The 23,387-nt window shown below is 50.9% G+C and carries 21 protein-coding genes and 1 tRNA gene; 10 read left to right on the top strand and 12 right to left on the bottom strand.

The annotated features are described in order from the left end of the window. Positions 1–60: 60 nt before the first annotated feature. Complete coding sequence (locus tag ACLPHM_RS10580; RefSeq protein WP_430221197.1) at positions 61–1,302, bottom strand: branched-chain amino acid ABC transporter substrate-binding protein; 1,242 nt, start codon at positions 1,300–1,302, stop codon at positions 61–63. Positions 1,303–1,570: 268 nt separating this feature from the next. On the opposite strand from ACLPHM_RS10580, the gene ACLPHM_RS10575 reads away from it, so the two are divergent. Both ACLPHM_RS10575 and ACLPHM_RS10570 read left to right on the top strand, forming a co-directional pair. After that, entirely contained in the window at positions 1,571–2,308 is a 738-nt protein-coding gene (locus ACLPHM_RS10575; RefSeq protein ID WP_430221196.1) for an SDR family NAD(P)-dependent oxidoreductase, read from the top strand. Positions 2,309–2,382: 74 nt separating this feature from the next. Then, entirely contained in the window at positions 2,383–3,096 is a 714-nt protein-coding gene (locus ACLPHM_RS10570; RefSeq protein WP_430221195.1) for a FadR/GntR family transcriptional regulator, read from the top strand. A gap of 16 nt (positions 3,097–3,112) precedes the next feature. Here ACLPHM_RS10570 and ACLPHM_RS10565 read toward each other — a convergent pair whose 3' ends face one another. Next, a complete protein-coding gene (locus ACLPHM_RS10565) occupies positions 3,113–4,003 on the bottom strand; it encodes an AAA family ATPase (protein ID WP_430221194.1) in 891 nt (296 codons plus the stop codon). A gap of 231 nt (positions 4,004–4,234) precedes the next feature. After that, positions 4,235–5,107 carry a LysR substrate-binding domain-containing protein gene (locus ACLPHM_RS10560; RefSeq protein WP_430221193.1) on the bottom strand — a complete coding sequence of 291 codons (873 nt, stop codon included), beginning with the start codon at positions 5,105–5,107 and terminating at the stop codon, positions 4,235–4,237. A 103-nt stretch (positions 5,108–5,210) separates the two neighbouring features. Here ACLPHM_RS10560 and ACLPHM_RS10555 point away from each other — a divergent pair, with 103 nt between their 5' ends. The 3 genes from ACLPHM_RS10555 to ACLPHM_RS10545 all read left to right on the top strand — a co-directional run bounded on the left by ACLPHM_RS10555 (position 5,211) and on the right by ACLPHM_RS10545 (position 8,980). Next, positions 5,211–5,915: an SDR family oxidoreductase gene (locus tag ACLPHM_RS10555; protein WP_430221192.1), complete on the top strand. Its 705-nt coding sequence runs from the start codon at positions 5,211–5,213 to the stop codon at positions 5,913–5,915. A gap of 195 nt (positions 5,916–6,110) precedes the next feature. Next, complete coding sequence (locus ACLPHM_RS10550) at positions 6,111–8,210, top strand: TonB-dependent receptor domain-containing protein (RefSeq protein ID WP_430221191.1); 2,100 nt, start codon at positions 6,111–6,113, stop codon at positions 8,208–8,210. Between the two features lie 2 nt (positions 8,211–8,212). Further along, on the top strand, positions 8,213–8,980 hold the full coding sequence (locus ACLPHM_RS10545) for a class I SAM-dependent methyltransferase (protein WP_430221190.1): 768 nt from the start codon (positions 8,213–8,215) through the stop codon (positions 8,978–8,980). Here ACLPHM_RS10545 and cuyB read toward each other — a convergent pair. Genes cuyB through ACLPHM_RS10520 form a run of 5 tightly spaced genes read right to left on the bottom strand, consistent with a single transcriptional unit; the run spans position 8,973 to position 13,360 of the window. Then, positions 8,973–9,707 (bottom strand): cysteate racemase, encoded by a 735-nt coding sequence (gene cuyB / locus ACLPHM_RS10540; RefSeq protein ID WP_430221189.1) that lies wholly within the window; start codon positions 9,705–9,707, stop codon positions 8,973–8,975. The two genes, ACLPHM_RS10545 and cuyB, sit on opposite strands and share 8 nt — an antisense overlap. Next, the gene (gene cuyA / locus ACLPHM_RS10535; protein ID WP_430221188.1) at positions 9,697–10,716 is read right to left on the bottom strand and encodes a D-cysteate sulfo-lyase; all 1,020 of its coding nucleotides are present in this window, start codon (positions 10,714–10,716) and stop codon (positions 9,697–9,699) included. Before cuyA ends, cuyB begins: the two co-directional genes overlap by 11 nt. After that, positions 10,713–11,510, bottom strand: a complete 798-nt coding sequence (locus ACLPHM_RS10530; protein WP_430221187.1) for an ABC transporter ATP-binding protein — start codon at positions 11,508–11,510, stop codon at positions 10,713–10,715. Before ACLPHM_RS10530 ends, cuyA begins: the two co-directional genes overlap by 4 nt. After that, positions 11,510–12,322, bottom strand: coding sequence for an ABC transporter permease (locus tag ACLPHM_RS10525; protein ID WP_430221186.1), 813 nt, complete (start codon positions 12,320–12,322; stop codon positions 11,510–11,512). Before ACLPHM_RS10525 ends, ACLPHM_RS10530 begins: the two co-directional genes overlap by 1 nt. Then, positions 12,323–13,360: a taurine ABC transporter substrate-binding protein gene (locus ACLPHM_RS10520; protein WP_430221185.1), complete on the bottom strand. Its 1,038-nt coding sequence runs from the start codon at positions 13,358–13,360 to the stop codon at positions 12,323–12,325. Between the two features lie 1,346 nt (positions 13,361–14,706). On the opposite strand from ACLPHM_RS10520, the gene ACLPHM_RS10515 reads away from it, so the two are divergent. From ACLPHM_RS10515 to ACLPHM_RS10500, 4 genes are all read left to right on the top strand, one after another. Further along, positions 14,707–16,797 carry a carbon starvation CstA family protein gene (locus ACLPHM_RS10515; RefSeq protein WP_430221184.1) on the top strand — a complete coding sequence of 697 codons (2,091 nt, stop codon included), beginning with the start codon at positions 14,707–14,709 and terminating at the stop codon, positions 16,795–16,797. A gap of 2 nt (positions 16,798–16,799) precedes the next feature. Then, the gene (locus ACLPHM_RS10510; RefSeq protein ID WP_430221183.1) at positions 16,800–17,036 is read left to right on the top strand and encodes a YbdD/YjiX family protein; all 237 of its coding nucleotides are present in this window, start codon (positions 16,800–16,802) and stop codon (positions 17,034–17,036) included. Positions 17,037–17,280: 244 nt separating this feature from the next. Next, positions 17,281–18,030: a class I SAM-dependent methyltransferase gene (locus tag ACLPHM_RS10505; RefSeq protein ID WP_430221182.1), complete on the top strand. Its 750-nt coding sequence runs from the start codon at positions 17,281–17,283 to the stop codon at positions 18,028–18,030. A gap of 127 nt (positions 18,031–18,157) precedes the next feature. Beyond that, on the top strand, positions 18,158–18,757 hold the full coding sequence (locus tag ACLPHM_RS10500) for a DUF1007 family protein (RefSeq protein ID WP_430221181.1): 600 nt from the start codon (positions 18,158–18,160) through the stop codon (positions 18,755–18,757). Positions 18,758–18,785: 28 nt separating this feature from the next. On the opposite strand, the gene ACLPHM_RS10495 is transcribed toward ACLPHM_RS10500, so the two are convergent. From ACLPHM_RS10495 to ACLPHM_RS10485, 3 genes are all read right to left on the bottom strand, one after another. After that, a complete protein-coding gene (locus ACLPHM_RS10495; RefSeq protein WP_430221180.1) occupies positions 18,786–19,769 on the bottom strand; it encodes a nickel/cobalt transporter in 984 nt (327 codons plus the stop codon). Then, positions 19,757–20,392, bottom strand: a complete 636-nt coding sequence (locus ACLPHM_RS10490; RefSeq protein WP_430221179.1) for a DUF1007 family protein — start codon at positions 20,390–20,392, stop codon at positions 19,757–19,759. The genes ACLPHM_RS10495 and ACLPHM_RS10490 overlap by 13 nt, the downstream gene beginning before the upstream one ends. A 275-nt stretch (positions 20,393–20,667) precedes the next feature. Next, a tRNA-Arg gene (locus tag ACLPHM_RS10485) sits at positions 20,668–20,742 on the bottom strand. Between the two features lie 241 nt (positions 20,743–20,983). Between ACLPHM_RS10485 and ACLPHM_RS10480 the strand changes: the two genes are divergently transcribed. Then, complete coding sequence (locus ACLPHM_RS10480) at positions 20,984–21,541, top strand: c-type cytochrome (RefSeq protein WP_430221178.1); 558 nt, start codon at positions 20,984–20,986, stop codon at positions 21,539–21,541. Positions 21,542–21,669: 128 nt separating this feature from the next. On the opposite strand, the gene gshA is transcribed toward ACLPHM_RS10480, so the two are convergent. Continuing rightward, the gene (gshA, locus tag ACLPHM_RS10475; protein WP_430221177.1) at positions 21,670–23,235 is read right to left on the bottom strand and encodes a glutamate--cysteine ligase; all 1,566 of its coding nucleotides are present in this window, start codon (positions 23,233–23,235) and stop codon (positions 21,670–21,672) included. Between the last annotated feature and the right edge of the window lie 152 nt (positions 23,236–23,387).

The following is a 23,387-nucleotide window of genomic DNA, read 5'->3' as shown; positions in this document are numbered from 1 at the left end:
AGAGACTATAGAGGTGAAGACGCCAGCCATTAACGTATGGCTGGCGTATAGGAACAGCGATTAGGAAGGACGCTTCATGGAGCAGGTTTGTTCTACGGGGTTAACCGCGTCTGCACCCGTAAAGAGTTTGACCACGCTAAAGCCCATATCGGTGCCGTCTACTTTGTATTCAGCGTCACGCGATACTTGAGATACCACGATAGGCAACATGACTTGGTGGTCGTCAGCACGAATAGCGATTTCACCCAATGGGCCTGCCAGTGTGACGTTCTCCAAATTCAGAGCCAGTTGTGTGGCGTCCATTTTGCCGTCGGCGTTTGCAGCAGTATTACGCAGTGCTTCGCCCAGCATCTGGATACCAAATACGGTTTGTGGCTCTACGTAAGTGGGGTAGTGGCCAGTGACCGCTTTGTAGTCCTCAGCAAATTGTTTGGCAGCATCATTGGCTTCAATGTTGAACGCGTGGGAAATGTAGTGGCCCAGAGCCAAATCACCCGCGTTGGCGATGTTACCTGGCTGATCCAAGAACACCGTGCCGAAACGTACTTTCAGGCCCGCATCACGCGTGGCTTTCATCAGCAACAACAAGTCGTTGGACCAGTTGCCAGTAATCACCGTCTCCGCACCGCTGTTTTTGATGCGGTTAGCGTAAGGAGCGAAGTCTTGAATGCGGTTTACATCGTGCAGCGTTTTTTCTACCACGGTGTAGTTGTTAGCGGCCGCTTGCTGCTCGGTCGCGTATTCCATGTCACCACCCCAGGAGTAGTTCTGGTTCATGGCATAGACTTTGGAGCCCAGCACGCCGTCTTCTTGCATGGCGTTAACCAGTGTTTTCACACGAATAGGGGCGTTGGTGGTGAAGCGGAAGTGGTAGAAGTGGCATTTGTCAGCTGTCAATTCCAGTGCTTCGCCGCCCATGTTCAGGTACAGCACTTCTTTGCCACGGTTACGGATGTTGTGTTTGCGGATGTCTTCGGTGATTTGACCAGAAACCGCAGAAGAAGAGCCTTGGATGATGATGTCAGCGCCATCAGCAATTGCGGCTTTCACTTTGTCCGACGCACCAGCAGGACCGCCTTGGTTGTCGTATTCCATGATCTCGATGGCTTCACCGTTCCAGCCACCAGCTTGGTTGATTTTGTCCAACTCGTATTTCACAGCGGTGCGGTACAGCAGACCGGTAGACGCTTGAGGGCCAGACAGAGTTTCCACTAAAGCAATTTTGAGTGGTGCGGCTTGTACAGAAGCCAAGCTACTCAACCCAGTTACCGCTAGCGTTAGTGTCAGGTGTTTCAGTTTCATCGTTGCTCTCCATTCTCCGAAAAGAATTCGCATGTGGCGCGGCCTTTGTGTGGGAAAGATATTGGTTTAGGAATATCCATCACAAAGGATAATTTTTATGTAACTTGTCTGATAAGTTTGATATGCTTGTCAGACGATTGAAAAATACTATATCAGCAACAAAAAGAGTGTCAACGAGCATTGATCAAGAAACGTAGTAATTGTGATTAGTTCGTTTTAAATCAATATGTTGCTCTTATAGGTATAAACCCGAATACGAGGAGGATCTATGCTGGGACTAGAGAAAAAAACGGTGTTAATTACCGGTGCAGCAGGTGGAATTGGTCGTGCATTAGCCCTGCGTTTGGCACAAGCAGGGGCACAAGTTGCACTATGTGATCGCGATGCCTCTGCACTGGAAAAACTAGAACAAGAGATACGCGAACAGGGTGGTGTGGCAGCACGTTATGCCGCAGATGTGAGCTCGCAGCCGTCCTGCCAAGCGTTAGCGAAAGCCGTGGCGGCGCAATTTGGCGGCATTGATTCTTTGGTGCACTCAGCAGGTATTTATCCTGAATCTAAAGTCGCCGAGATGAGTGCAGAGCAATGGCGTCAATTGATGCAGATTAATTTGGATGGCACCTTCTACATGTGTCAGGCCGTGATGCCGTACTTGTCAGAACGCAGCAATATTGTGAACTTGTCTTCTATGGCAGGTCATCGTGGCAGTTATGCTCATGCGCATTACTCAGCATCCAAAGGAGCTGTGACCAGTTTTAGTAAAAGCTTGGCCTTAGAACTGGCACCACGCACCCGCGTGAATTGCGTCGCCCCCGGTATTATCGAAACCGCGATGACGCGTGATTTGCTGCAAGAAAAAGGCCAAGCTTTATTGGCTTCTACGCCCTTGAAACGCTTTGGTACAGCGCAAGAAGTGGCTGATGTCATTCTGTTTTTGTGTTCTGATTTGGCGTCGTTTGTGACGGGTGAAACCATCCATGTGAACGGTGGGTTGTACATGGTGTAACGCTGGGCCGCCAGTGTCGTTATACTGGCGGAGTTTCATACATTACCTACTCAGATCAGGATTGTTTGACCACTATGGCAGGGCATAAACAAAGCATTGCATATTCCACGCCCATCGTGACGTGGATACGGCAGGAAATAGAAGCTGGCCATTTTGTTGCCGATCAAAAATTACCCAGTGAAGCGCAGTTGCAGGAGCGCTTCGGGGTAAGCCGTTCCGTTGTGCGTGAAGCATTGTCACAGCTAAAGTCGGAAGGCTTGGTGAATTCACAGCAAGGTAAAGGCGTGTTTGTGAATGCACGCGGTGAGCGTCGCATGTTCAGTTTGGACATGTCAGGAGCTACTCTGGGTGACCTGACTAGTCTTGAGCACGTGATTGAGTTGTTGGTGGCGATAGAGGTTGCCGCTGCCAAACATGCAGCCGAACGGCATACGGCGGCTGATCTAAAAAAGATACGCAAAGCGTTAATAGGCATGGAGTACGCCATTGCGTGTGATCAGTTGGGCGACGAAGAAGACTACGCGTTTCACCAAGCTATTGTGGATGCTACACATAATCCGCACTTCATCACGCTCAATGAGTATTTAGAGCAGCATGTGCGACGATTAATACGCCAAGCGCGTAGCCACACAGCGCAATACCATCAAGACTTGATCGAAGATGTGCAGGCGGAACATCAGGCGATTATTCAGGCTATAGAACAGCGCGATCCAGACGCTGCCGCTGCCGCTGCAGAGCGTCACTTACGCAATGCAGCAGAGCGGTTACGTACTTACATCGAGGCGTAAACGCCTGTGTGCACCATTACATGATGGCGGCAAGCGAAGCGGCTGGCACCCAGCCGCTTTGCTGACTGTGCATACTTTTGCACCACATCCACCCATTCAGCTCTTTGATCACCGTGACAATTTCCCCAATCTTGACGTTTAGCTCTTGGGCGGTGTAGTCCTCTAGCGCCCTCCCTTCAGAGGGGGAATCCTCTTTTCTATCGATAATCTGACTAGGCACCCAACCGCCACTGTGCGTAGGCAGTGTGCAGAAGAACCAGTTATCCCACCCTTCAGGGCCAGCGTATTTAGCCCCTACAGTCAGTGGTGTGCCTTTGGTAAACGAGATGGGGTCTGGGAATTCGCTGTGATGAATAGCAACGACACGGTGCACATGGGGGAAGTCAGGCGCATTGTCGGCGTTGTAACGTTGGACTGAAAACCCTTCTGCCTCGGTGGGGGCAACGAAATAGCTGCTGATGGCATCAAACTCCGCTTCTGAGGTTTGGTACGGGTGCGTGCCAGAGATATTGCGTTGGTGCAGTCGTGCTTTACAGATGTCGTCGGGCAGATCCAAAAAGTGCAGTATGTGTGGAGCAGAAGTGCTGTTACACAGGGATTTCATCCAGGCGCGGCTAGCCAATGTGTTAGCTGGGAAATCCAGCACAACGGATATACCTGCGGCCAGCAACTGTTGAATGTGTGGGGTGATCGCGGTACGCAATAGCCCAGAACAGCGCGCATAGTCAGTAATGGTTTTGATGCTGTCGGGGTAGAGCGATGAGAGCCACTGATCTTCGTTCAGCAAAATAGTGTGGGGAGCAGCAGCTAGTCGGGTTGCAAGCGTCGATTTGCCAGAGCCGATTTTTCCGCAAATGAAATGCAGCATCGCGCGGGAGGGGGCAGACGATGTATTGGCAGAAGTCATAGTGCTGTTTCCTTGATGAAAATCCAATCCCTATAGGGACAAAAAAACCCGCCTCGTGGGGCGGGTTCTGTGCAATGGTGGTGCCCACCCGCTAACCCGCCGTTTTGGGGCGAATAGTCTGTGTGTAAATGAAGGGGTGGGTAGTCATTGTCATGAAATCCAGTATAAGCAGCTTCAGAGGGTTGTGCAAAGCGGTTTGCATGTTGGTACTGAGTTCACGTACTTGAACGTTTACTGCTGAAATTGTTGCAAGCACCAGTCCCACACGGCTTCTACTGCTTTGGGGCGTGCCGATGCGCGTTTGCGTACCAAGTAATACGAGGCGGGCAAGGTGATGCGGTGTGCGCTTAAGGGGATTAATCGGCCTGTTTTTAAGTCATCCGCTACAAATGCTTTGCTGGTGAGGGCGACGCCTTGGCCACCGAGGGCCGCGTCGATGGCTAGTGCGGTTTGGTTAAAGACAGTGCCGGGTAAGCGGCCATTCATGTTCAGAAAGGTAGGCCAGCGATCGTGTGCGTCATGCAATAAGGGCAAGCTAGCTACTTGTTCGGCAGATAACGGTGGTGGTTGGGGTAGTGCTAGCTGCGGGCTGGCAACAGCAATTAGCTCTTGATGAAACAGCAGCTCTGCTTCCAGTGCGGCGGGAATAGCCCGTGGCGTTAAGCGTATGGCAATGTCCACTTGGTCTCTATCAAAATCCGAGAGCGCATCGGTGGCAATGGTTTGCAGCTCTATCTGCGGCAAAGCCGTATAGAGATGCGCCAAGCGGGGGATCAAGAGTTTGGCCGCAATGGTGGGCGTCACGCTAATGGTGACTCTGTCTGGACGATGGGTGAGTTTTTCCGTGGCCTGAGCGAGCGTGTCAAACGCATGGCTAATGTCGCTTAAATAATTGGCTCCTGCCGAGGTTAAGGCTAAGCCGCGCGGTAAGCGTTGAAACAGGCTTGCGCCTACATGAGCTTCTAAGGCGCGTACTTGTTGTGCGACGGCGCCTTGTGTCACACCCAACTCATCAGCGGCCGCTCTAAAGTTTAGGCGTCGGCCTGCAACTTCAAACGCGCGTAGCGCATTTAATGGAGGGAGTTTGCGTCGGTTGATAGACATATAAGGCAGTAGTTTTTCTACAGGATAGTGCGTGTATTTATCGTTAGAACATTAGTGGCTACCGATTGATAATAACTCCATACACTGTCTTTAGGAGTAGATCATGTCTGTAGAAAAAGTAGCACTGATTACCGCCGGTGGTTCTGGTATGGGCGCAGCCACTGCTAGGCGTTTAGCCAGCGATGGGTATGCCGTAGCGATTTTGTCTTCTTCGGGAAAAGGTGAAGCGCTAGCCAAGGAACTGGGCGGTATTGGGGTAACGGGTTCTAACCAGTCGCAGGATGATTTACACCGTTTGGTGGACTTGGCCATGCAGCGTTGGGGGCGCATTGATGCGTTGGTGAACTCCGCAGGTCATGGCCCGCGTGCGCCCATTTTGGATCTGAGTGACGAAGATTGGCACAAAGGTATGGACGTCTATTTTCTGAATGCCGTGCGCGCTACGCGTTTAGTGGTGCCTATTATGCAAAAGCAGGGCAAAGGGGCGATTGTGAATATTTCTACTGCCTGGGCTTTTGAACCTTCAGACATGTTCCCTACCTCTGCGGTGATGCGTGCAGGTTTAGCCAGCTTTACCAAAATCTTTACCGACACCTATGCGGCGCAGAATATACGCATGAATAACGTGTTGCCAGGGTGGATAGACAGCCTGCCTGCTACCGATGCCAGACGTGACAGCGTACCCATGCAGCGCTATGGCAAAGCAGAAGAAATCGCGGGCACCATTTCGTTCTTGTTATCGGATGATGCGGGCTACATCACAGGCCAAAACATTAGGGTAGACGGCGGGATCACCCGATCTATTTGAGTTATGACAGCATGAACAAACAAGGCACCACATGGTGCCTTGTTTGTTTTCAACGTCCTCAGCAGTGAGTAAGAGAGCCTTGGACGTGTGTGATCACCCACAAATCAGTACAGCCTGTATTGGAATGGTAATTGTTATTGATTGTTATGTTATAACATAACATTTCATTTTAGACCTTACCTTTACATGTGACTTATGAAATTCCCTCTCAAACCCCTTAGCCTAAGCGTCATGCTGAGTATGGGCAGTGTTCAGTTGGCACTGGCTCAGGATAGCGACGCGGCGAATGCCAGCGTGCCCACATTAAGCGCTATACGCATTTCAGCCTTGCCCCTGCATACAGAACTGAATAAAGCCGTTGGCGCTATCACTGTCGTAGAGACACATGATTTGTTATCGACAAATGCCGCTGATACCTTGGGTAATGTGCTGGCACAATCACCTGGTATTCATAGTGACACCTTTGGTGCAGGTGCCGGTCGCCCAGTGATACGTGGCCAAACGGCACCGCGTGTGAAGGTATTGAGTGATGGGGTGGAGTTCATGGATGCGTCGGGGGTATCGCCTGACCATGCAATCCCTGCCGATATTTTTTCTGCAGAACGCATAGAAGTCCTGCGTGGGCCGTCTGCCTTGCTATATGGCGGAGGTGCGATTGGTGGCGTGGTGAATATTGTGGATAACAAAATCCCCACCGCTATCCCCGAAAAAGCGTTTTCAGGGCGTATTCAACTGCAAGGCAGTACCGTCGATAAAGGTAATGCCGAAGCCATATCGCTAACAGGCAATACAGGTTCAGTGGTGGTGCAACTGAATGCTAACCACAGTGAGGGCAAGGATTACCGTGTACCGCACTGGAAAGACAGACGGGTTGGAAATTCCAACACCTTGAGCGATAACATGAGCTTAGGTGTGTCGTTTGTCGGCGATAGGGGGTACATCGGGGCAGCCTACTCTTACCGTTATGACAAGTATGGCTTGCCAGGTCACACCCATGAGTACGAGGACTGCCATCCTCATGGTTCCTCACTGCATTGTGGGGGACACAGCCATGATCATGGCCATGATCACGACCACGGCGGACACGATCACGGCCACGACCATGATCACGAGCACGATCATCAAACTAATGCGGTGTTGCGCAGTGACCGTTTTGATCTGCGCGGTGAGTTAGATAACCCTTTACCAGGGTTTGAGAGTGTGCGATTCAGAGCAGGTTATACCGATTACCGACATGACGAGCGTGATGACGGCGTAACCGGTACACGCTTTACCAACCGTGGCTACGATGGCCGTATCGAATTGCAGCATAAGCCGTGGATGGGCTTAACGGGTGTAGTGGGGGTGCAGGCATCCAAGTCTAATTTCAAATCAGTAGGCGGCAGCGAGAACTTTATTCCTCCTAGCAAAACCCACAGTACAGGGTTATTCATGGTGGAAAGCTATGAGTGGGATGCGCTGCGGTTTGAGTTGGGGGCACGCTATGAGTGGCAGACGATTAAGCCAGAGACGCAGTCAGTCAAACGCCCGCTGAATCGCTATAGCGATCAGGCTGCATCGTTATCGGCAGGTGTGTCATGGGCTTTTGCGCCAGACTACGTAGCATCACTATCGCTCTCGCGTTCACAACGTATGCCTAATGCTCAAGAACTCTATGCAAGAGGGGTGCACTTTGCAACCTTGACCTACGAGCTGGGTAATCAGGATCTTAAAAAGGAAACCAGCCACAGCATAGATCTAGGGTTACGCAAAACAGAAGGTGCAGCACAGTTTGCAGTGAACCTGTTCCATAGCGACATCAAAAACTATATCTACGCTAACACGCTGGATCAGTACGAAGATTTTCGATTGATTCAGTACACCCAGCATGATGCCCGTTTCACAGGGCTAGAAGCCGAGGCGTCTTACCAGTTCAACCCTATTGTGAAAGCAACCGTTTATGGGGATTATGTGCGTGGAAGCTTGCGCCATCATGGTGGTTCATTAGCGCGTATTCCTGCGGCAAGAGTAGGCGTGCGCACTGATTTTACGTGGAATAACTGGCAGGCCTACTTGAACTACAGCCAACATTTCAGCCAGAATCGCATTGCTAACTATGAAAGCCGTACGGCTGGGTATGCGATGTTTGGTGCAGGTGTGAGCTATAAAACCAAACTGGCGGGCAACACCTATGAGTTCTACGTAAAAGGCAATAACTTGTTTAACAGACTTGGCTACAACCACACCTCCTTTATTTCCAGAGCGGCACCTTTGGCGGGGCGTAATGTGATCGCTGGCGTACGGATGGAGTTCTAAGCATGACCACCCCCAGTATTGGTTTACTCTACCAAAAAGTCACCGAGCTACAGGCACAAACCCCATGGGGAAACGTGCTGGATGCCGGCACAGGGCTAGGTTCTATGCGGTGGTTGCAGTCCATAGACAGTAGTAGTTGGACGGCGATTACGGGTGCCGAAGGCATGGCGCGTCAGATACGGCAGTCCCCCATTTTCCACGCCAGAGAGCAAGATCGCTTACTGGTGGATAACTGGATGAATGCGGAACTGCTGGCTAACGAGCAGTTTGATACGGTATTGGCAGACTACTTACTGGGGGCGATAGAGGGCTTTGCCCCCTATTGGCAAGATCAGTTGTTTCCTCGTTTGCGGCAACTGGCCAGAGGTAATTTATACGTCATAGGCCTAAGCCCTTACGTGCCGTATGACGCCGATCATGATGCTGGAAAACTGGTCACCGAAATAGGGCGTTTACGTGATGCCTGCTTATTGTTGGCAGACGAGCGTCCCTATCGCGAGTACCCGCTGGAATGGGTGCTGCGTCAGTTGCGTCACGCCAATTTCAAGCCCGTAGACGTACAGCAGTTTGGCATACGTTATGGGGCAAACTTCGTGAATGGTCAGTTGGATATGTGTGCTGCGCGTACCCAGCGATTTAAAGATCGAGGCCTAGCCTTAGCGATGAGTGAACACATCGCCGACCTACGCCAACGAGCCCTCAACTACGTGGCGCAAGAAGGCGGGTTACGGCATGGTTTTGATTATGTGATTCAGGCACAAGCTATGTAGCATGGCGTACAGCTAACCATCGCTGCACCACCGCCTCAGCCAGAGCCTGATTAGGGTCGGTGCTGTGGTGCAGTAACGGTGAGTGCACATGAGAGAGGGCTAAGGCTACTTCAGTGCAGGCCAAAATTAGGTGTTGTGCACCCCTATCAACCAGTGCTTGAGCGGCGGCTTCAATCAAGGCGGCCCCCTCATCCAGCGCATGGCGTTTGATGGCATAGCACCCGGGCATGAATAGCGTGTCTAGCTCTGTCTCGGTGTTTTCTAGTACCTCTACACCATGTTGTTGCAGGATGTCTTGGTATAGGCGTGTACGTAGCGCGCCGCGTGTGGCGACTAAACCGATGCGTTTGAGAGGCGAGCCGTACGAGGCGCGCTGCAACGCTTCAACTGTAGCGGTGACTATATGCAGAAAAGGGGCAGGGCTGTTGGGTTGTAGCGCTGTGATCCAGTGATGGACAGTGTTGCAGGGCATGACCAATAGGGTCGCACCAGCGTGATTGAGCTGTGTCACGGCCTCTAGCAAATGAGGTAAAGGTGATGGCCCCGTGCCAGCGATAGCCTGTTGGCGATCAGGAATTTGCGGCACGTTCCACACGATAGTGGGAACGTGGTCTTGATCGCGTTGGGCAGGGGTAGCAGCAACCAGCTTGTGTAGAAAATCGACGGTTGCGAGTGGCCCCATTCCCCCCAGCACACCCAGCATGAACGGCTGAGTATCAGTTTTCATACACGGCAGCGTAACGTTCTAAGATGTTGCGGTACCCAGGCAATGCGGCTGCGCCACCGGTGTGTATAAACACGATGTTTTGGCCAGCTTTAAAAATGCCTTTGCGTACGTAGTCCAACAAACCGGCAAAGCCTTTGGCGCTGTACACAGGATCTAGCAAAATGCCTTCTGTGCGGGCAAGTAGAAACAAGGCTTCTAGGGTAGCAGGGGTAGGGATGCCGTAGCCCTCGCCTACGTAGTCAGCATTGGCCTCTACCGTGTCAGCAGGAAACTCGCCGCGTATTTCTAGTAACTCCCAGGTTTGACGGGCGAGTTTGGTGACGTTCTCGATTTGACGGTCGCGGGGGGCTCTGACACTAATGCCCAGCACGGGTATATGGCTATTGTTGCCTTGTAAGCCCACCACCAGACCGGCTTGTGTGCCTGTGCTGCCAGTCGCATGTACGACGTGGTGTACGTCCAGTTGTTGCTGGTTAATTTGTTGCAGTAACTCTTGGGCCGATTCTACATAGCCTAAGGCTCCAATGGCGTTAGAGCCGCCACCGGGAATGAGGTAGGGGACTTCACCCGCTGCTTGTAGGCGTTCACCAATGGCGACCAGTTCGTGGTTCATATCTAGCCCACTAGGTCGGGCTTCAATTACCGCACCGAAGATGCGATCCAGAAGCACATTACCGTTGTGGTCATAGTCGTCATCCGTGTTTGGAATGCGTTCTTCTAACAATACGGTAGTGCGTAACCCTAACGCAGTGGCCGCTGCAACGGTTTGGCGCACGTGATTGGACTGTCTGGCACCTTGGGTCACGATGTGAGTAGCGCCTTTGGCTAAGGCATCACCCAACAAAAACTCCAGCTTACGGGTTTTATTGCCACCTAAGGCTAAGCCAGTATTGTCATCGCGTTTGATATAGATTTCTGGGCCACCTAGCAAGCGGCTCAGGCGGGGTAGGTGTTGTAACGGGGTAGGGGCTTGCGTCAGTACTACGCGGGGGAAATGGGATAGTTTCACGATAGTGTCTCGTCAAATAAATGGGTGCTTTCTTCGCGCAAAATTTGCAGGATCCGACGTTTTGCAATGGCGTAGTCGGGATTCACAAGCAAGGCATCAGGTGTACGCGGTCTAGCAAAGGGGACATTGATGATTTCTCTGACTCTGCCGGGGTGAGCGGCGAGCATAACGATTCGGTCAGCAAGAAATAGCGCTTCGTCCACATCATGTGTGACAAACACAATGGTGGTGCCGGTGTCTGACCAAATACGGTTGAGTAACTCTTGCATGATGAGCCGAGTTTGCGCATCCAAGGCCCCAAACGGCTCATCCATCAGCAGCACTTCAGGCCCAGGTAACCAGGCTCGGGCGAGTGCCACACGTTGCCGCATGCCACCTGACAGTTGCCACGGGTAGTGGTTGGCGTAGCGCTCCAACCCAATCTGCCGTAAATAGTGCTGTGCTTGGGGTAGATAATGGGGTTCGGGTAGGCCTTTCATGCGTGGGCCGAACGTGATGTTGTCGAGTACGGTGAGCCACGGAAACAGGTTGGGCTGTTGAAACACCATGCCGCGGCTGGGATCAGGGGCGGTAATGGCTTGACCATCAAGCAGCAGTTGTCCGTGGTCAGGGTGGTCAAAGCCTGCTAATAGATTGAGCAAGGTGGATTTACCGCACCCAGAAGGGCCTAGCAAACAGAGAAATTCACCTTGGTGTATATCCAGATGGATATCATCCAGTACTGTTTGTGGGGGTTGTTTGCCATGCGAGAACGCTTTGCTCACGGCATGCAGTTGAAGTTTGATCGTGCTCATTACGCTTCCTTTCCTGCCCATGGCACGAGTTTGCGTTGCAAAATAACCAGTACGGCATCAAACAGATACCCCAACAGGCCCAGCAAGAAAATGCCTAACATGACGATGTCGGTGCGCAGGTACGTGCCTGCATTGATAACCATCCACCCCAAGCCGGAGTCAGCTGCCACCATTTCCGCAGCGATCAACGATGTCCAGCCTATCCCTATAGCGAGTCGGATAGTCGTGAAAACTTCGGGCAGTGCATTGGGTAAGATGACGTGCCAGAAAATTTGGCGACGGTTGGCCCCTAAGGTAGCGGCGGCGCGCAATCGGTTGTGGCTTACGTTCAGTACGGCAGCGGCAGAACCCACCAAGATACTGAGTAACGTAGAAATGAAGATCAGAAAAAATTTAGCGCCTTCATCAATGCCGAACCACAAAATAACCAATGGAATGAGGGCGATTTTAGGTAGGGGGCGCAAGAACTGCACAAACGGGTCTAACAAGGCAGACAGCCATTTTGAACGCCCCATAATGAGCCCTACGGGTACGCCAATCACAATGGCCATCAGGAACGCAAAGCCGGCGCGGGCCACACTGATGCCAATATGTTGCCAGAGGGAAGACTGACGGTAGCCGTTTTCAGCTAAATCCAAGGCTGTACTGAACACCTCGCCCAAAGACGGTAAGAGTAATGGGTTTACCCATCCCAAGGTGCCAGACAGTTGCCACAGCAACAAAAACACAACCACGGCCATCACACTGATGAACGCATATTTCCAGGGTGCTGCACCCGTAGGTGCAGCGGATCGTGACGCAGAAACAGACATTTATGGCTTGGCGGCGGCGTTGTGCGCGGCCTGCTCCAAATAACGGGTGTTGATCGCACCAGCGTAGCTGGCAGGTACATCGGATGGCCGCAGTTCACCAATATTGGCCAAGAAATCGGCCGCACTCTTGTAAGAGTGGGTAATGCGGGAATCGGTTTTAGTGGTGCTGTCGCCCAAGTAGTCCACCGTTAATTGCTCGGTGATGGACGGGTAGGTGAGGCCAGCCAAGGTAGCGCTCACGGTTTCTACAGGAATCTGTAAATGTTGGGCGATTTTTTCTGAGGCGGCGTGTGGGTCAGCCAAATATTCGTCGGCTTTTTCTTGTGCGACTTCCAGAAACTTCACGATCAATTCGGGATGTTGATCAGCAAACTCTTTGCGTACTACGTAGTTATTGAAAACCAGTACGCCATAGTTGGCTAAATCCTGAGTAGCAAACAGTGCTTTGCCTTGTTCGGCTTCCAGCTGTTGGCTAAACGGCCCCCAAACGTAAGCCGCATCAATATCACCGCGCTGCCAGGCCGAGACGATTTCTGCTGGTTTCAAAGCGACCGTGTGTATTTTGGAGCGATCAGCGCCATTGCTCGCTAACTGTATGGCTTGTTCAAACGCAAATTGGGCGGTGGAGTTGGCTGGGTAAGCAACGCGTTTGCCCTCAAGGTCTTTGAGAGAGTTAATACCGGGCTTGGCAATTAAGCGTTCACTGGTGGCAATGATTTCTTGTACACCAATGACCTCAATGGGTAAGCCACGGGCGATACCAGCCGCCGCCGGGCTGGAACCAAACCGAGCAATATCAATTTCTTTGGCGGCAAAGAGGGCCAGCACATCTGCCCCAGAGTTAAAGGCTATCCACTTTACGGGTGCGTTAAAAGCGTGGTCGAAAGACTTGTCTATTTGTCCTAAAACCCATGTGCGAGGGCCACCTGCCCACGCAAAACGCACTTCATCAATAGATTCTTGTGCAACAGCAGCGCTAATAGGTGCCACGCTGGCTGTTAATAGCAGGGTGGCGATGAGTTTTTTGAAGATAGGCATGAAGGTCTTCCTGATAGAGTGATGAGACACAGTGTAGGAAGGCGATTTACTTTGCAAAAATACGCAATTCATCTTTCTTTATAAGAAAGAGATGAATGTCTACATGCTTGAATCGGTAATTAAGGTATTGCTAATAATAAAATGGTGCTTCGGGTGGTGGTGGGAGCCAGCCTGCTTGCCTCTATCCTAGAGTCGTACCTTGCTGTGGATGGGCTAGGCGATGGTGTGTGTTCCATTTGCTTGATGCATTTGAAATCAGACATCTGGTGTTGTGTTTGATACGATGGGAAGATTTATTTCCCCTATAAAGAGACTGGGATGCGTCATACGTTTTTAAGATGGTTGTTCGTGCTGTTGTGCGTGTCGGTAGTGTCTGGTTGTGCCAATGTGAGATGGAGTCATCCCACGCCTTCGCCTGAGCTTGTACAAGATGTTGCTAATGATATTTATGGCATTAAGTACGAGAAAGACTACACAGCCAAGACAGAAGAACCTGCCACGCAAGCAGAGTTTGACCAGATTATGGATAATCCGCCAACCAAGGAAACGCGCGGTATAAGCTGGGTAACTAGGCTGGAGGACGGGACCCTCTTGATAGGGGGCTATAGCACGCACCTGTATCAGTTGGGCTTAAATTCAGAAAAAGACTACGCCGCTATAACATCGAAAACAAGCCGGTTATTGGGTATAAGTATGCCTACCAAGGCAAGATTACAGGCATTGGATTCCAGATGCCCCATATGGTGATGCACAGTAATGAGAGAACGAGCCTCGTGTTACGAACCACACCCGTTTCGGCATTTACGGTGAAAATTTTCTATGAAGATAACACTAGCGCTTCATTTGAGTTTTTATCCTCCAAGCTCTCTAGTCGATTTGGTGGTGGTTTTAAATTAACGCCCCTGAGCTATTTTGACGGTTGGTTACTCATCGATCATAGCTATTACAGCGATACCTTTACGCTAGTTGGGCCGTACAACAGGTGATAGGGGCGATGCCCCTTGGTTGGATACAAGCCTAAGACAGCCTATACAGGTGTTTGATAGATGAGACATGTTCTCATTAATTCTGTTTATTTGCCCAAACACTACGCCCTACTTTTTCGTGACAAAAAAGCCTAAAAAGCAGGCTTGTTGCAAGAGAAGTAGGGTTTTTTTGTATTGAATTCGTGTGCAGTCTATTGAAGACTGGAATAGCGAATTACATATTTCTGTAAATTATAAGTAATTGAATTGTTTAATTTTTTTGTGGTTATCCATATAAGGAGTAGTTCATAAGGTTCATGCTTTAATGCGTCGTGGTAGAGAGGTGGTTAACTTTAAAAAAATATTTTGGAGAACACGTCTATGCATGTAGCAGAAAAGAATAAAGGTTTATCCATACTGATATGGATAGCGGTAGCCTTACTAGGTGCTTTCGCGTTGGGGACGGTAGCACTGACTCGCGGGGAAACTGTGAGTGCTCTGTGGGTAGTAATTGCTGCCGTGTGCGTGTATTTGATCGCGTACCGTTACTACAGCAAATTCATTGCTAATAAGGTGTTTGAGCTGAATGCGAACCGCATGACACCGGCTTGGAAACACAACGATGGTTTGGATTACGTTCCTACCAACAAACACATTTTATTTGGTCACCACTTTGCCGCTATTGCCGGGGCTGGGCCGCTGGTTGGGCCTGTTTTGGCGGCTCAGATGGGGTATTTGCCCGGCATGTTGTGGATTCTGGCGGGCGTGGTATTTGCTGGTGCCGTGCAAGATTTCACCGTGCTGTTTATTTCTAGCCGCCGTGATGGCCGCTCGCTAGGTGATTTGATCAAGGCAGAACTAGGGCCTGTGGCAGGCGTGATTGCGCTGTTTGGCGCGTTCATGATTATGGTCATTATTCTGGCGGTGTTGGCCTTGATTGTGGTGAAAGCCTTAATTGGTTCACCTTGGGGCACGTTTACCGTTGCAGCCACCATTCCCTTAGCTATTTTTATGGGCATTTATCTGCGTTATCTACGCCCAGGGAAAATTGGCGAAGTGTCTATTATTGGCTTGGTGCTGTTGCTGGCCTCTATTCTTTACGGTCAAGACGTGGCTCAACACCCTTATTGGGGGCAGGTATTCAACCTAGATGGTGAAGAACTGACTTGGGCGTTGATTATCTACGGTTTTATTGCCGCCGTGTTGCCGGTTTGGCTGCTGTTGGCGCCCCGTGATTATCTGTCTACCTTCCTGAAAATCGGCACGATTGTAGGGCTGGCCATTGGTATTGTTTTTGTAGCGCCTCCGTTGAAAATGCCGGCTGTCACACAGTTTATTGATGGCACGGGGCCGGTATGGGCAGGTGGTTTGTTCCCCTTCTTGTTCATCACCATTGCGTGCGGGGCGGTATCTGGCTTCCATGCGCTGATTGCATCGGGCACCACGCCTAAGATGATTGAAAACGAAACCCAGGCACGTTACATCGGGTATGGCGCGATGTTGATGGAATCGTTCGTCGCTATCATGGCGTTGATTGCCGCTTGCGTGATTGAGCCTGGTATTTACTACGCCATGAACAGTCCAGCCGCCTTGATTGGCACAACGCCAGAGCAAGTAGCACAAGTGGTGTCTAGCTGGGGGTTTATGATCCAGCCTGAGCAGCTAACAGCGATGGCCTCTGCAGTGGGCGAGAACACGATTATCTCTCGTGCCGGTGGTGCGCCTACGTTAGCGGTGGGGATGGCCTACATTCTGCACTATATGTTTGGCGGTCCTAGCATGATGGCGTTCTGGTATCACTTTGCCATCTTGTTTGAAGCCTTGTTCATCTTAACGGCCGTGGATGCCGGTACGCGAGCGGGTCGTTTTATGTTGCAAGACTTGTTGGGCACCTTTGCCCCCAGCATGCGCGCAACCGATTCGCTGGTGGCTAACCTTACGGCGACGCTGTTATGCGTAGCAGCATGGGGGTATTTCTTGTACCAAGGTGTGGTGGATCCATTAGGTGGTATCAACACCTTGTGGCCATTGTTTGGGATTGCTAACCAAATGCTGGCGGCGGTAGCGCTAACGTTGGGTACGGTGGTGTTGTTCAGAATGAAGAAAGACCGCTATGCGTGGGTGACAGCAGCACCTACCGTGTGGCTGTTGATCTGCACCCTGACAGCGGGTTTTCAGAAAATCTTCCACCCCAATCCAAAAATTGGCTTCTTGTCTCATGCTGAGATTTACAGCGCTGGGCTGGCCGAAGGTACAGTGATGGCACCCGCTAAATCCTTAGAGCAGATGCGTCAGGTCATTATTAATGACTACGTGAACTCCATTTTGTGCGCATTGTTTATTTTTGTGGTGATCAGCATGGTGTTCTTTGGCATACGAGCCATCCAAAAAGCTCGTCGTAGTCCGCAGAACACAACGGCTGAAACACCATTTGAGCCATTGCCTCCACAGGCGTTGGCAGGAGCAGAGTAACCATGAAAACTACCGGATTATTCAGCAGCTTCGCTCGTTCAGCGACACAAACGGGGGCTCAAACGGGGCGCTATCTAGGGCGTACGCTACGCCTGATGGTGGGCGTGCCGGATTACGATGTGTATGTGAAGCACATGCAGACCACACATCCTGATCAAGAGCCTATGGACTACGCTACTTTTTTTAAAGAAAGGCAGGCCGCACGATATGGTGGTAAGGGCAGAATTATGTGCTGCTAATCTGGCATAACACTATGACAAATGCGTTCTAGCAGGTGATGTCATCCAAACACCCCAAGGTTACGGTTCAAGCTTTGGGGTGTTTTTGATGGCGCACACTTTGTGTATAGGAGTACGGGGGTAATGAGGTCAGATGTCTGTATAGAGGTTGTGTCGCATCACGAGACAACGTACGTGTGGCGAATGGGGTTAGTATGTAGGGATGTTTTTGTCTTAAGAGCCTGACTGTTATAGGGTGTTGCCAATGTTTAGAGATTTGATTGATGACTTGGATGACATTTCTGCAGGGCCAGAAATTCTGCTAGATGTGCCATTCGTGCCCACTGATGACAGTGTCATCAAGAAAATGCTTGGGCTTGCGCGAGTGAATGCTAAAGATGTGTTGTATGACTTAGGGTGTGGAGATGGCCGTATTGTGATTGCCGCCGCCAGAGCCTATGGCGCGCAGGGCATAGGTATAGAGATGGACCCGTTGCGCGTGGCCGATGCCATGGAAAACGCCGCGCATGCTCGTGTAGAGCACTTGGTGGATTTTCTTGAAGAAAGCATTTTTACGGCTGATATCAGTGAGGCCACGGTGGTGACCTTATACCTACTTGAGTCCGTTAACCTAGACTTACGACCCCGTTTGCTCAGCGAGTTACGTCCTGGTGCCCGTATTATTTCTCATGCGTTTAGTATGGGTGACTGGAAAGCAGATGAAGAGCTAGAGCTTGGGGGGATCAGTATCTACAAATGGGTAGTACCCGCCCACGTCGAAGGCGCATGGGAGTGGGAAGGCTTAGATGGTAATACCTACCATGTGGAACTACAGCAAAACTTCCAAGAGGTTACGGGTACGGCCTGGATAGGCGATCACGAGGTAGAGCTGAGTCGGGCCATATTGCAGGGTGAAAACCTAGAGCTGCACATACAAGAATCAGGTAGTACGCCTCATGTTGTGACGCTGGTGTTTGCTGATGGCGAAGTAGAGTCAGTGTTTGAGAGTGTGTAGCAAGGGTAGAGGCGTAGGTAAGCGCAAAGGGGTATGTAGAGTAATGCAGGGTGTTTTACGGTGGATACGGTACTGTGGGCAACGGGTGATGTCTTGCTTGGGTAGAAAAAGGCTGGCGTGCCTACTAGTGAGTATGTTGCCGTTTGCCGTGCAATCGCACCCTCATGCGTGGATTTACGTAGAAACCTCATTTTTGATGTCAGCCGATGGGTATGTGACTGCAATAGAACAGCACTGGAATTACGATAACTTGCTCACAGATGTGCTGTTGGATGACTTGATGCGCGAGGCGGCAGGTGAAGCCCTAGATATGGATAAGTGGGCGCAAGAGACATTGAATAAGCTGGAGCCTCTTAACTACTTTTTACGCGTTCAATCCGGTGAGACTACTTTAGCGCTAGGGGACATCCTGCAATTCTCAGGCGAGCTTCTGGATGATGAATTGCACCTGCGTTTCACCGTTTTACTGAAGCAGCCCATGAAGATGGCTGGTGCTGATATGGCGTTAGCGGTATTTGATCCGTCTTTTTATATTGAGATACTGCAGCACCCAGAAAGGCCTCCGCGTATTCAGGGCGACTCGGCACGTGAGTGTGAACTGCGGTTGCAATATCCAGAGCCCACTACAGAAGATTTTTTAATGGCAGCCGCGATTGATAACGGGCTGGAGGTTGGACCACAGTTTGGTGCGCTCTTTGCCGAGACGGTGCATGTACATTGCGAATAGAGCATGCCGTATTGCGTAGCGACGTGCTCTAGAACAGAGGGTTTGGAGTGCTGCGCAGCCCCTGCTGTAAGAGCCCTATACCGAGTAGCAAAATGACGATGCCACCGAGTAAACCTAGTAGGTCAAAGTAAAAGAGGTGTTGAGACATAGCACCAGACTGGCGTTGAAACAGTCGTAAGGCTAGCTGTTTGAAGGATACGGTGATAGTGGCGAGTAGGCTCACGGTGAACGCGGTGCCGATGGACATGGCCAAGACTGCTGCAATACCTACCCATCGTAAGTCCATAGAGTACGCACCAAGTAGGACAAGGATTGCGCCTGTGCACGGTCGCAAGCCTATAGCCATAATAATGGGGATAGCGGTACGCCATGTTAGCGGTTGGCTGAGGTGCGCTTGGTTTAATTGGTGGGCGCCACCACACTCTGCGCAGTAAGCCTGCATTTTCCGGCCAGTGGTAAATAACCCCTTGCTTGTGGGTTTAGGGCGTTTCCAGTATTGGTAAAGCTTGTGTGCACTACGTAAGGCAAGAATGGCACCTAGTGCAATCACAAATGCAAAACTAATGTTTTCCAGCTGAGTAGCTGCTTGTTGGGTATGGCGTAATGAGTAACCCAGTAGCCGCGCCAGCAGCTCTACCAAAAGGATAGCCACTACACCTTGCATGAGCGATGAGGCAATAGAAAGCATGATCCCTCGGCGTAAAAGGGTGCGGCTTGTGCCTAGGTAGGTGGTAATGACGGCCTTGCCATGCCCCGGGCCTGCGGCATGAAACACACCGTACAGCAAACTAATACCAATAAGTGGCCATGCTGCCGACCATCCACCTTTAGAGACCACGCGTAGTGTGGTGGCCAGTTGTCTATGCAATTGTGCTTGGGTTTTCAGCACCCACAGAAAAAACTGGTTCCAAGGAACGTAGCGGTATAAGAGTCCTATAACCACCACAAGGGCTGCGGCGATGAGCACATAGCGTGTCCAAATACGTGTGGAGGAAGGCGTTAACTCTGGCATTGTATATGTACTTTTTCTGCAAATAAGTGCCCCAAATCGTCGTCAACACTATCTTCCTTATCGAGTGCAAAGGCGCGGCTGAAGTCCTCGGCAGAAGGGGTGGGTTGGGTGACGTAGGCTCGACAAGCTCCCCCATTGTTTGGGCTTATCGAAGGGGGCGACTCAGCGGGGTGAGTCATGTGTATATAGTAGGTCGGGTCATAGACCGAGAAAGCGACAGAGTGCTGTGTAGGGGCTACGGGAACGGCTAACGGGGCCGTGAAAGATAAGAGCAGTTGTGAGCCGCGCTTGTCTATAGAGAATTGTGTAATGGGGTTGAACGCTGCGCGCTTATCATCGACAACGAGGCGAATGAAGTAGCTGTATGGCTGAAGGTTATGAATCACATCCGTCGCGTATTGCTGCAGGGCTTTTTCGGTGTCTTCATAGTCCTCTGCAATACCCTCCAGTATGGCTGCGCTGTATAAGTCATCAAACAGCCAGGCCTGCTCTATGGCTTGTACCTGGCCATCCTCTGAGAGCACGATAGTGCTTTGTACGTCTATCCAAGCATGCGGGTGTGCGTGTGCCTGAAAAGAAAACCATGTCAGTCCACATCCTAATAGGGCAAGGAGTTTTGTCACGCGTAAGTAGCCTCTTGGGGTGAAGCAGTGGGCAAGTTTGATGAGGTATAGCTAGTAGGCGAGCAGTGAGCGTAACACCATACAGTACGGCATATAGTGTATTGCTTTAGCGTCGTGGGTGCGAGTCACAGCCACGAAAAATCCACACTGTTTAGTGAGCAGGGTGCATGGACGTAGTGGGATTGTGGGAGGGGGAGTAGCTTGCCGTGTCACTATCAGAGGTCATTGCACAGGGGGCTGAGCACATTACCTTGCGTTGTGGTGGCTGTATGTAGTGGCGCGACCAACAGGAATCGAACCTGTATCGAGAGCTTCGGAAACTCTAATTCTATCCATTGAACTATGGTCGCAGAACTGAGCATTTTACCTTGTTTTTGGAAAAAATGCTGGAAGCTATAGGGTGTAGACGGCAGGTTAGGGCAGGGTGTGCGTACAAGTTGGGTGCAGTCCGCTATAATGCCATGTTGGTCACTATGTACGTATTGCCGAGTAGGGAAGCGTAGGTCTGGCAGTGCGTGTATGCGTCTTTAATGTTGGCGTGGCTCGTAAAGAGTTGTCGCCTGTTACTGTTCAAATTTGCGGGATCCGATTATGAGCAATACGGAACAACTCCATAATAATCAAAGCGGCCAGCAAGGCCCAAAATTCTCTTTACAGCAAATCGTGCTGGTGGTGATCTTGGCAGTGGTTGTGCCTATCGCGCTGGTCATTATGCTGGTGAACTTGTTTTCGGTGGGTCTGAAAGCTGGTGCTAGCTACAACGATCAAGCACATGAAGCGATTGCTGCCCGTATTCAACCCGTAGCAGGTTTTGTACTAGGGCCAGCAGAAATCGTAGCCGAAGGGCCTAAAGTGCTGAAAACAGGTAAAGAAGTCTACGACTCAACCTGTGCGACCTGTCACTCCGCGGGGCTTGCAGGAGCTCCGCTATTTGGTAGTGCCGAAGCATGGTCACCGTACTTCCAAGAAGGTTACGATGCGATGCTGAAAGTGGCATTGAACGGTAAAGGTGCTATGCCTGCTCGTGGTGGTAATGCTGGCTTGGAAGACATCGAAGTTGAGCGTGCAATGGTGTTCATGGCGAACGAAGCTGGTGCAGGCTTTGACGAGCCAGCCGCGCCAGCCGAAGATGAGGTCGCGTCTGAGTAATAGTAGGGTACGCGTCTAGCATCCTTACTGTGTAGCTCAGTCTAAAAGCTTAACTGCTGTTAGGCTGACCACACATAAAAAAGCAGAACCTATCACTGGTTCTGCTTTTTTTATGGCCAACTAGCAGCTTAGTTCGTGGTTTCAAACGAGCGTAAGTAGTCGTCAAAGCTTTGATTGGCTTGGGCTGACTCAATGTTTGCTTGCAGGGTCAGTGACTCAGTTGCCGCCTGCTCGTACGCCGCTTGGCGTTTAGGGCACAACGCGGTATCCAGAAAGTGCTGACGGTGTGCTTGGCTTTGTTGCAGAGTGAAGTCCACAAAGCTCAAACCAGAAGCGCTTAGATCGCGCAGCAAGCGCGCTGAGGGTGTGTTATCTGGATCGCGTAGCTTATGAATCTGCGCATTCAGTGCATCACGGTGTGCTTGGCCACTTTGCAAATGCTGATCTAGTAGATCGGCATACGGTGTCATGGCATCCAGCAACTGGTTGCCCCAATCTTGCAAACTGATGCTGCCGTGTTCAGGCGTGTTCAGAATCAGACCAGGTTTACGGCCTTCGCTCACGACGTGGGCGAAGTTATTTTTGCTGTGCTGGCAGAAGCCGTTGTTAGGAAACTCGTCGCTGGACTCTAGGGTACAGAACAACAAGAAGGTATCTAAGAAGTGACAGCTTTGTTCGCTAATACCTAATGGAGCATACGGGTCTATATCCAGACAGCGCACTTCTACATACTCCACACCGCGTTGGGCTAGCGCAGCCGAAGGGCGCTCGCCAGATTGCGTGGTGCGTTTAGGGCGTATGTTGGAGTAGTACTCGTTTTCTATTTGCAGAATATTGGTATTGAGCTGTATCCACTCGCCGTCACGGTGTGTGCCTAGGCGTTCGTAATCAGGCCACGGAGTACGCGTTGCATGCAGCATGCGCATCAAGAAGGTGTCCAGATCGTTGTAGCACAACTGTAGTTCGGCTTGAGCTTCTTTGTTCTGGTAGCCTAGATCGCTCATGCGTAAGCTCGTGGCCCAAGGTAGGGTGTAGCTGTCGGGAGCAATCTGCTCCAAAGCCAGTGAGTGGCCTTTCAGGAAACCGCTGGACACCACAGGCGACGCACCAAACAGGTACATCAGCAGCCATGAGTAACGGGTAAAGTTACGGATTAGCGCTAGATAACCGGTAGAACGTTGTTCTTGTAAATCTAACCCTTCAAAGCCCATCAATGGCCATAAGGTGTCAGGCAGCGAGAAGTTGTAATGTATGCCGGCAATACACTGCATACGTTTACCGTAACGTTCAGCTAAGCCACGTCGGTAAATGTGCTTCATCATGCCCACATTGGACTTGCCATACCATGCGATAGGAATGTCTTTTTCGCTAGGCAGCAGTGCTGGCATAGACTGATTCCACATGGTTTCAGTGTTTATACCTTGGGCAGTGAAGATGTGTATGGCTTCTAGCTCATCCAACAAACCAGCCACGTCATGGTGCGTACCCGTGATCAGTTCCAACAGGGCCTCTGAATAGTCTGTAGTGATATGCTCGTTGGTCAGAGCAGAGCCCAGTGCAACAGGGTGCGGGCGTCGAGACAGATGTGCAGACGTATCAACTCGCAGTCCTTCTTTCTCTATACCGCGTCGCAATGTGCGCAGGATATCGGGCTGATCTTGAAGGACGTGGAGTAGTCTGGAGCGAGTATTCATTGAGGCCACCACGGGGGTTGGATAAAGCTATTAAATAGTACTAGTTTGATAGGGATTAAAGCAGTATATGCCGATCAGGTAGGCTTTGACCAAAAAAAGCGGTAGTGGGGCTGTGCAAGCGGACGCCAAGTGATACACTTTTAGCGATCAAT

Source organism: Paenalcaligenes sp. Me131 (genome assembly GCF_050487225.1).
In the GTDB taxonomy this organism is placed as follows: domain Bacteria; phylum Pseudomonadota; class Gammaproteobacteria; order Burkholderiales; family Burkholderiaceae_B; genus Paenalcaligenes.
This window is presented reverse-complemented; position numbering and strand designations above follow the sequence as displayed.

Bases quoted from the DNA above. Each gene is read 5' to 3' on its own strand.
- ACLPHM_RS10580 (WP_430221197.1), bottom strand. From the start codon at position 1,302: ATGAAACTGAAACACCTGACACTAACGCTAGCGGTAACTGGGTTGAGT.
- ACLPHM_RS10575 (WP_430221196.1), top strand. From the start codon at position 1,571: ATGCTGGGACTAGAGAAAAAAACGGTGTTAATTACCGGTGCAGCAGGT.
- ACLPHM_RS10570 (WP_430221195.1), top strand. From the start codon at position 2,383: ATGGCAGGGCATAAACAAAGCATTGCATATTCCACGCCCATCGTGACG.
- ACLPHM_RS10565 (WP_430221194.1), bottom strand. From the start codon at position 4,003: ATGACTTCTGCCAATACATCGTCTGCCCCCTCCCGCGCGATGCTGCAT.
- ACLPHM_RS10560 (WP_430221193.1), bottom strand. From the start codon at position 5,107: ATGTCTATCAACCGACGCAAACTCCCTCCATTAAATGCGCTACGCGCG.
- ACLPHM_RS10555 (WP_430221192.1), top strand. From the start codon at position 5,211: ATGTCTGTAGAAAAAGTAGCACTGATTACCGCCGGTGGTTCTGGTATG.
- ACLPHM_RS10550 (WP_430221191.1), top strand. From the start codon at position 6,111: ATGAAATTCCCTCTCAAACCCCTTAGCCTAAGCGTCATGCTGAGTATG.
- ACLPHM_RS10545 (WP_430221190.1), top strand. From the start codon at position 8,213: ATGACCACCCCCAGTATTGGTTTACTCTACCAAAAAGTCACCGAGCTA.
- cuyB (WP_430221189.1), bottom strand. From the start codon at position 9,707: ATGAAAACTGATACTCAGCCGTTCATGCTGGGTGTGCTGGGGGGAATG.
- ACLPHM_RS10530 (WP_430221187.1), bottom strand. From the start codon at position 11,510: ATGAGCACGATCAAACTTCAACTGCATGCCGTGAGCAAAGCGTTCTCG.
- ACLPHM_RS10525 (WP_430221186.1), bottom strand. From the start codon at position 12,322: ATGTCTGTTTCTGCGTCACGATCCGCTGCACCTACGGGTGCAGCACCC.
- ACLPHM_RS10520 (WP_430221185.1), bottom strand. From the start codon at position 13,360: ATGCCTATCTTCAAAAAACTCATCGCCACCCTGCTATTAACAGCCAGC.
- ACLPHM_RS10515 (WP_430221184.1), top strand. From the start codon at position 14,707: ATGCATGTAGCAGAAAAGAATAAAGGTTTATCCATACTGATATGGATA.
- ACLPHM_RS10510 (WP_430221183.1), top strand. From the start codon at position 16,800: ATGAAAACTACCGGATTATTCAGCAGCTTCGCTCGTTCAGCGACACAA.
- ACLPHM_RS10505 (WP_430221182.1), top strand. From the start codon at position 17,281: ATGTTTAGAGATTTGATTGATGACTTGGATGACATTTCTGCAGGGCCA.
- ACLPHM_RS10495 (WP_430221180.1), bottom strand. From the start codon at position 19,769: ATGCCAGAGTTAACGCCTTCCTCCACACGTATTTGGACACGCTATGTG.
- ACLPHM_RS10480 (WP_430221178.1), top strand. From the start codon at position 20,984: ATGAGCAATACGGAACAACTCCATAATAATCAAAGCGGCCAGCAAGGC.
- gshA (WP_430221177.1), bottom strand. From the start codon at position 23,235: ATGAATACTCGCTCCAGACTACTCCACGTCCTTCAAGATCAGCCCGAT.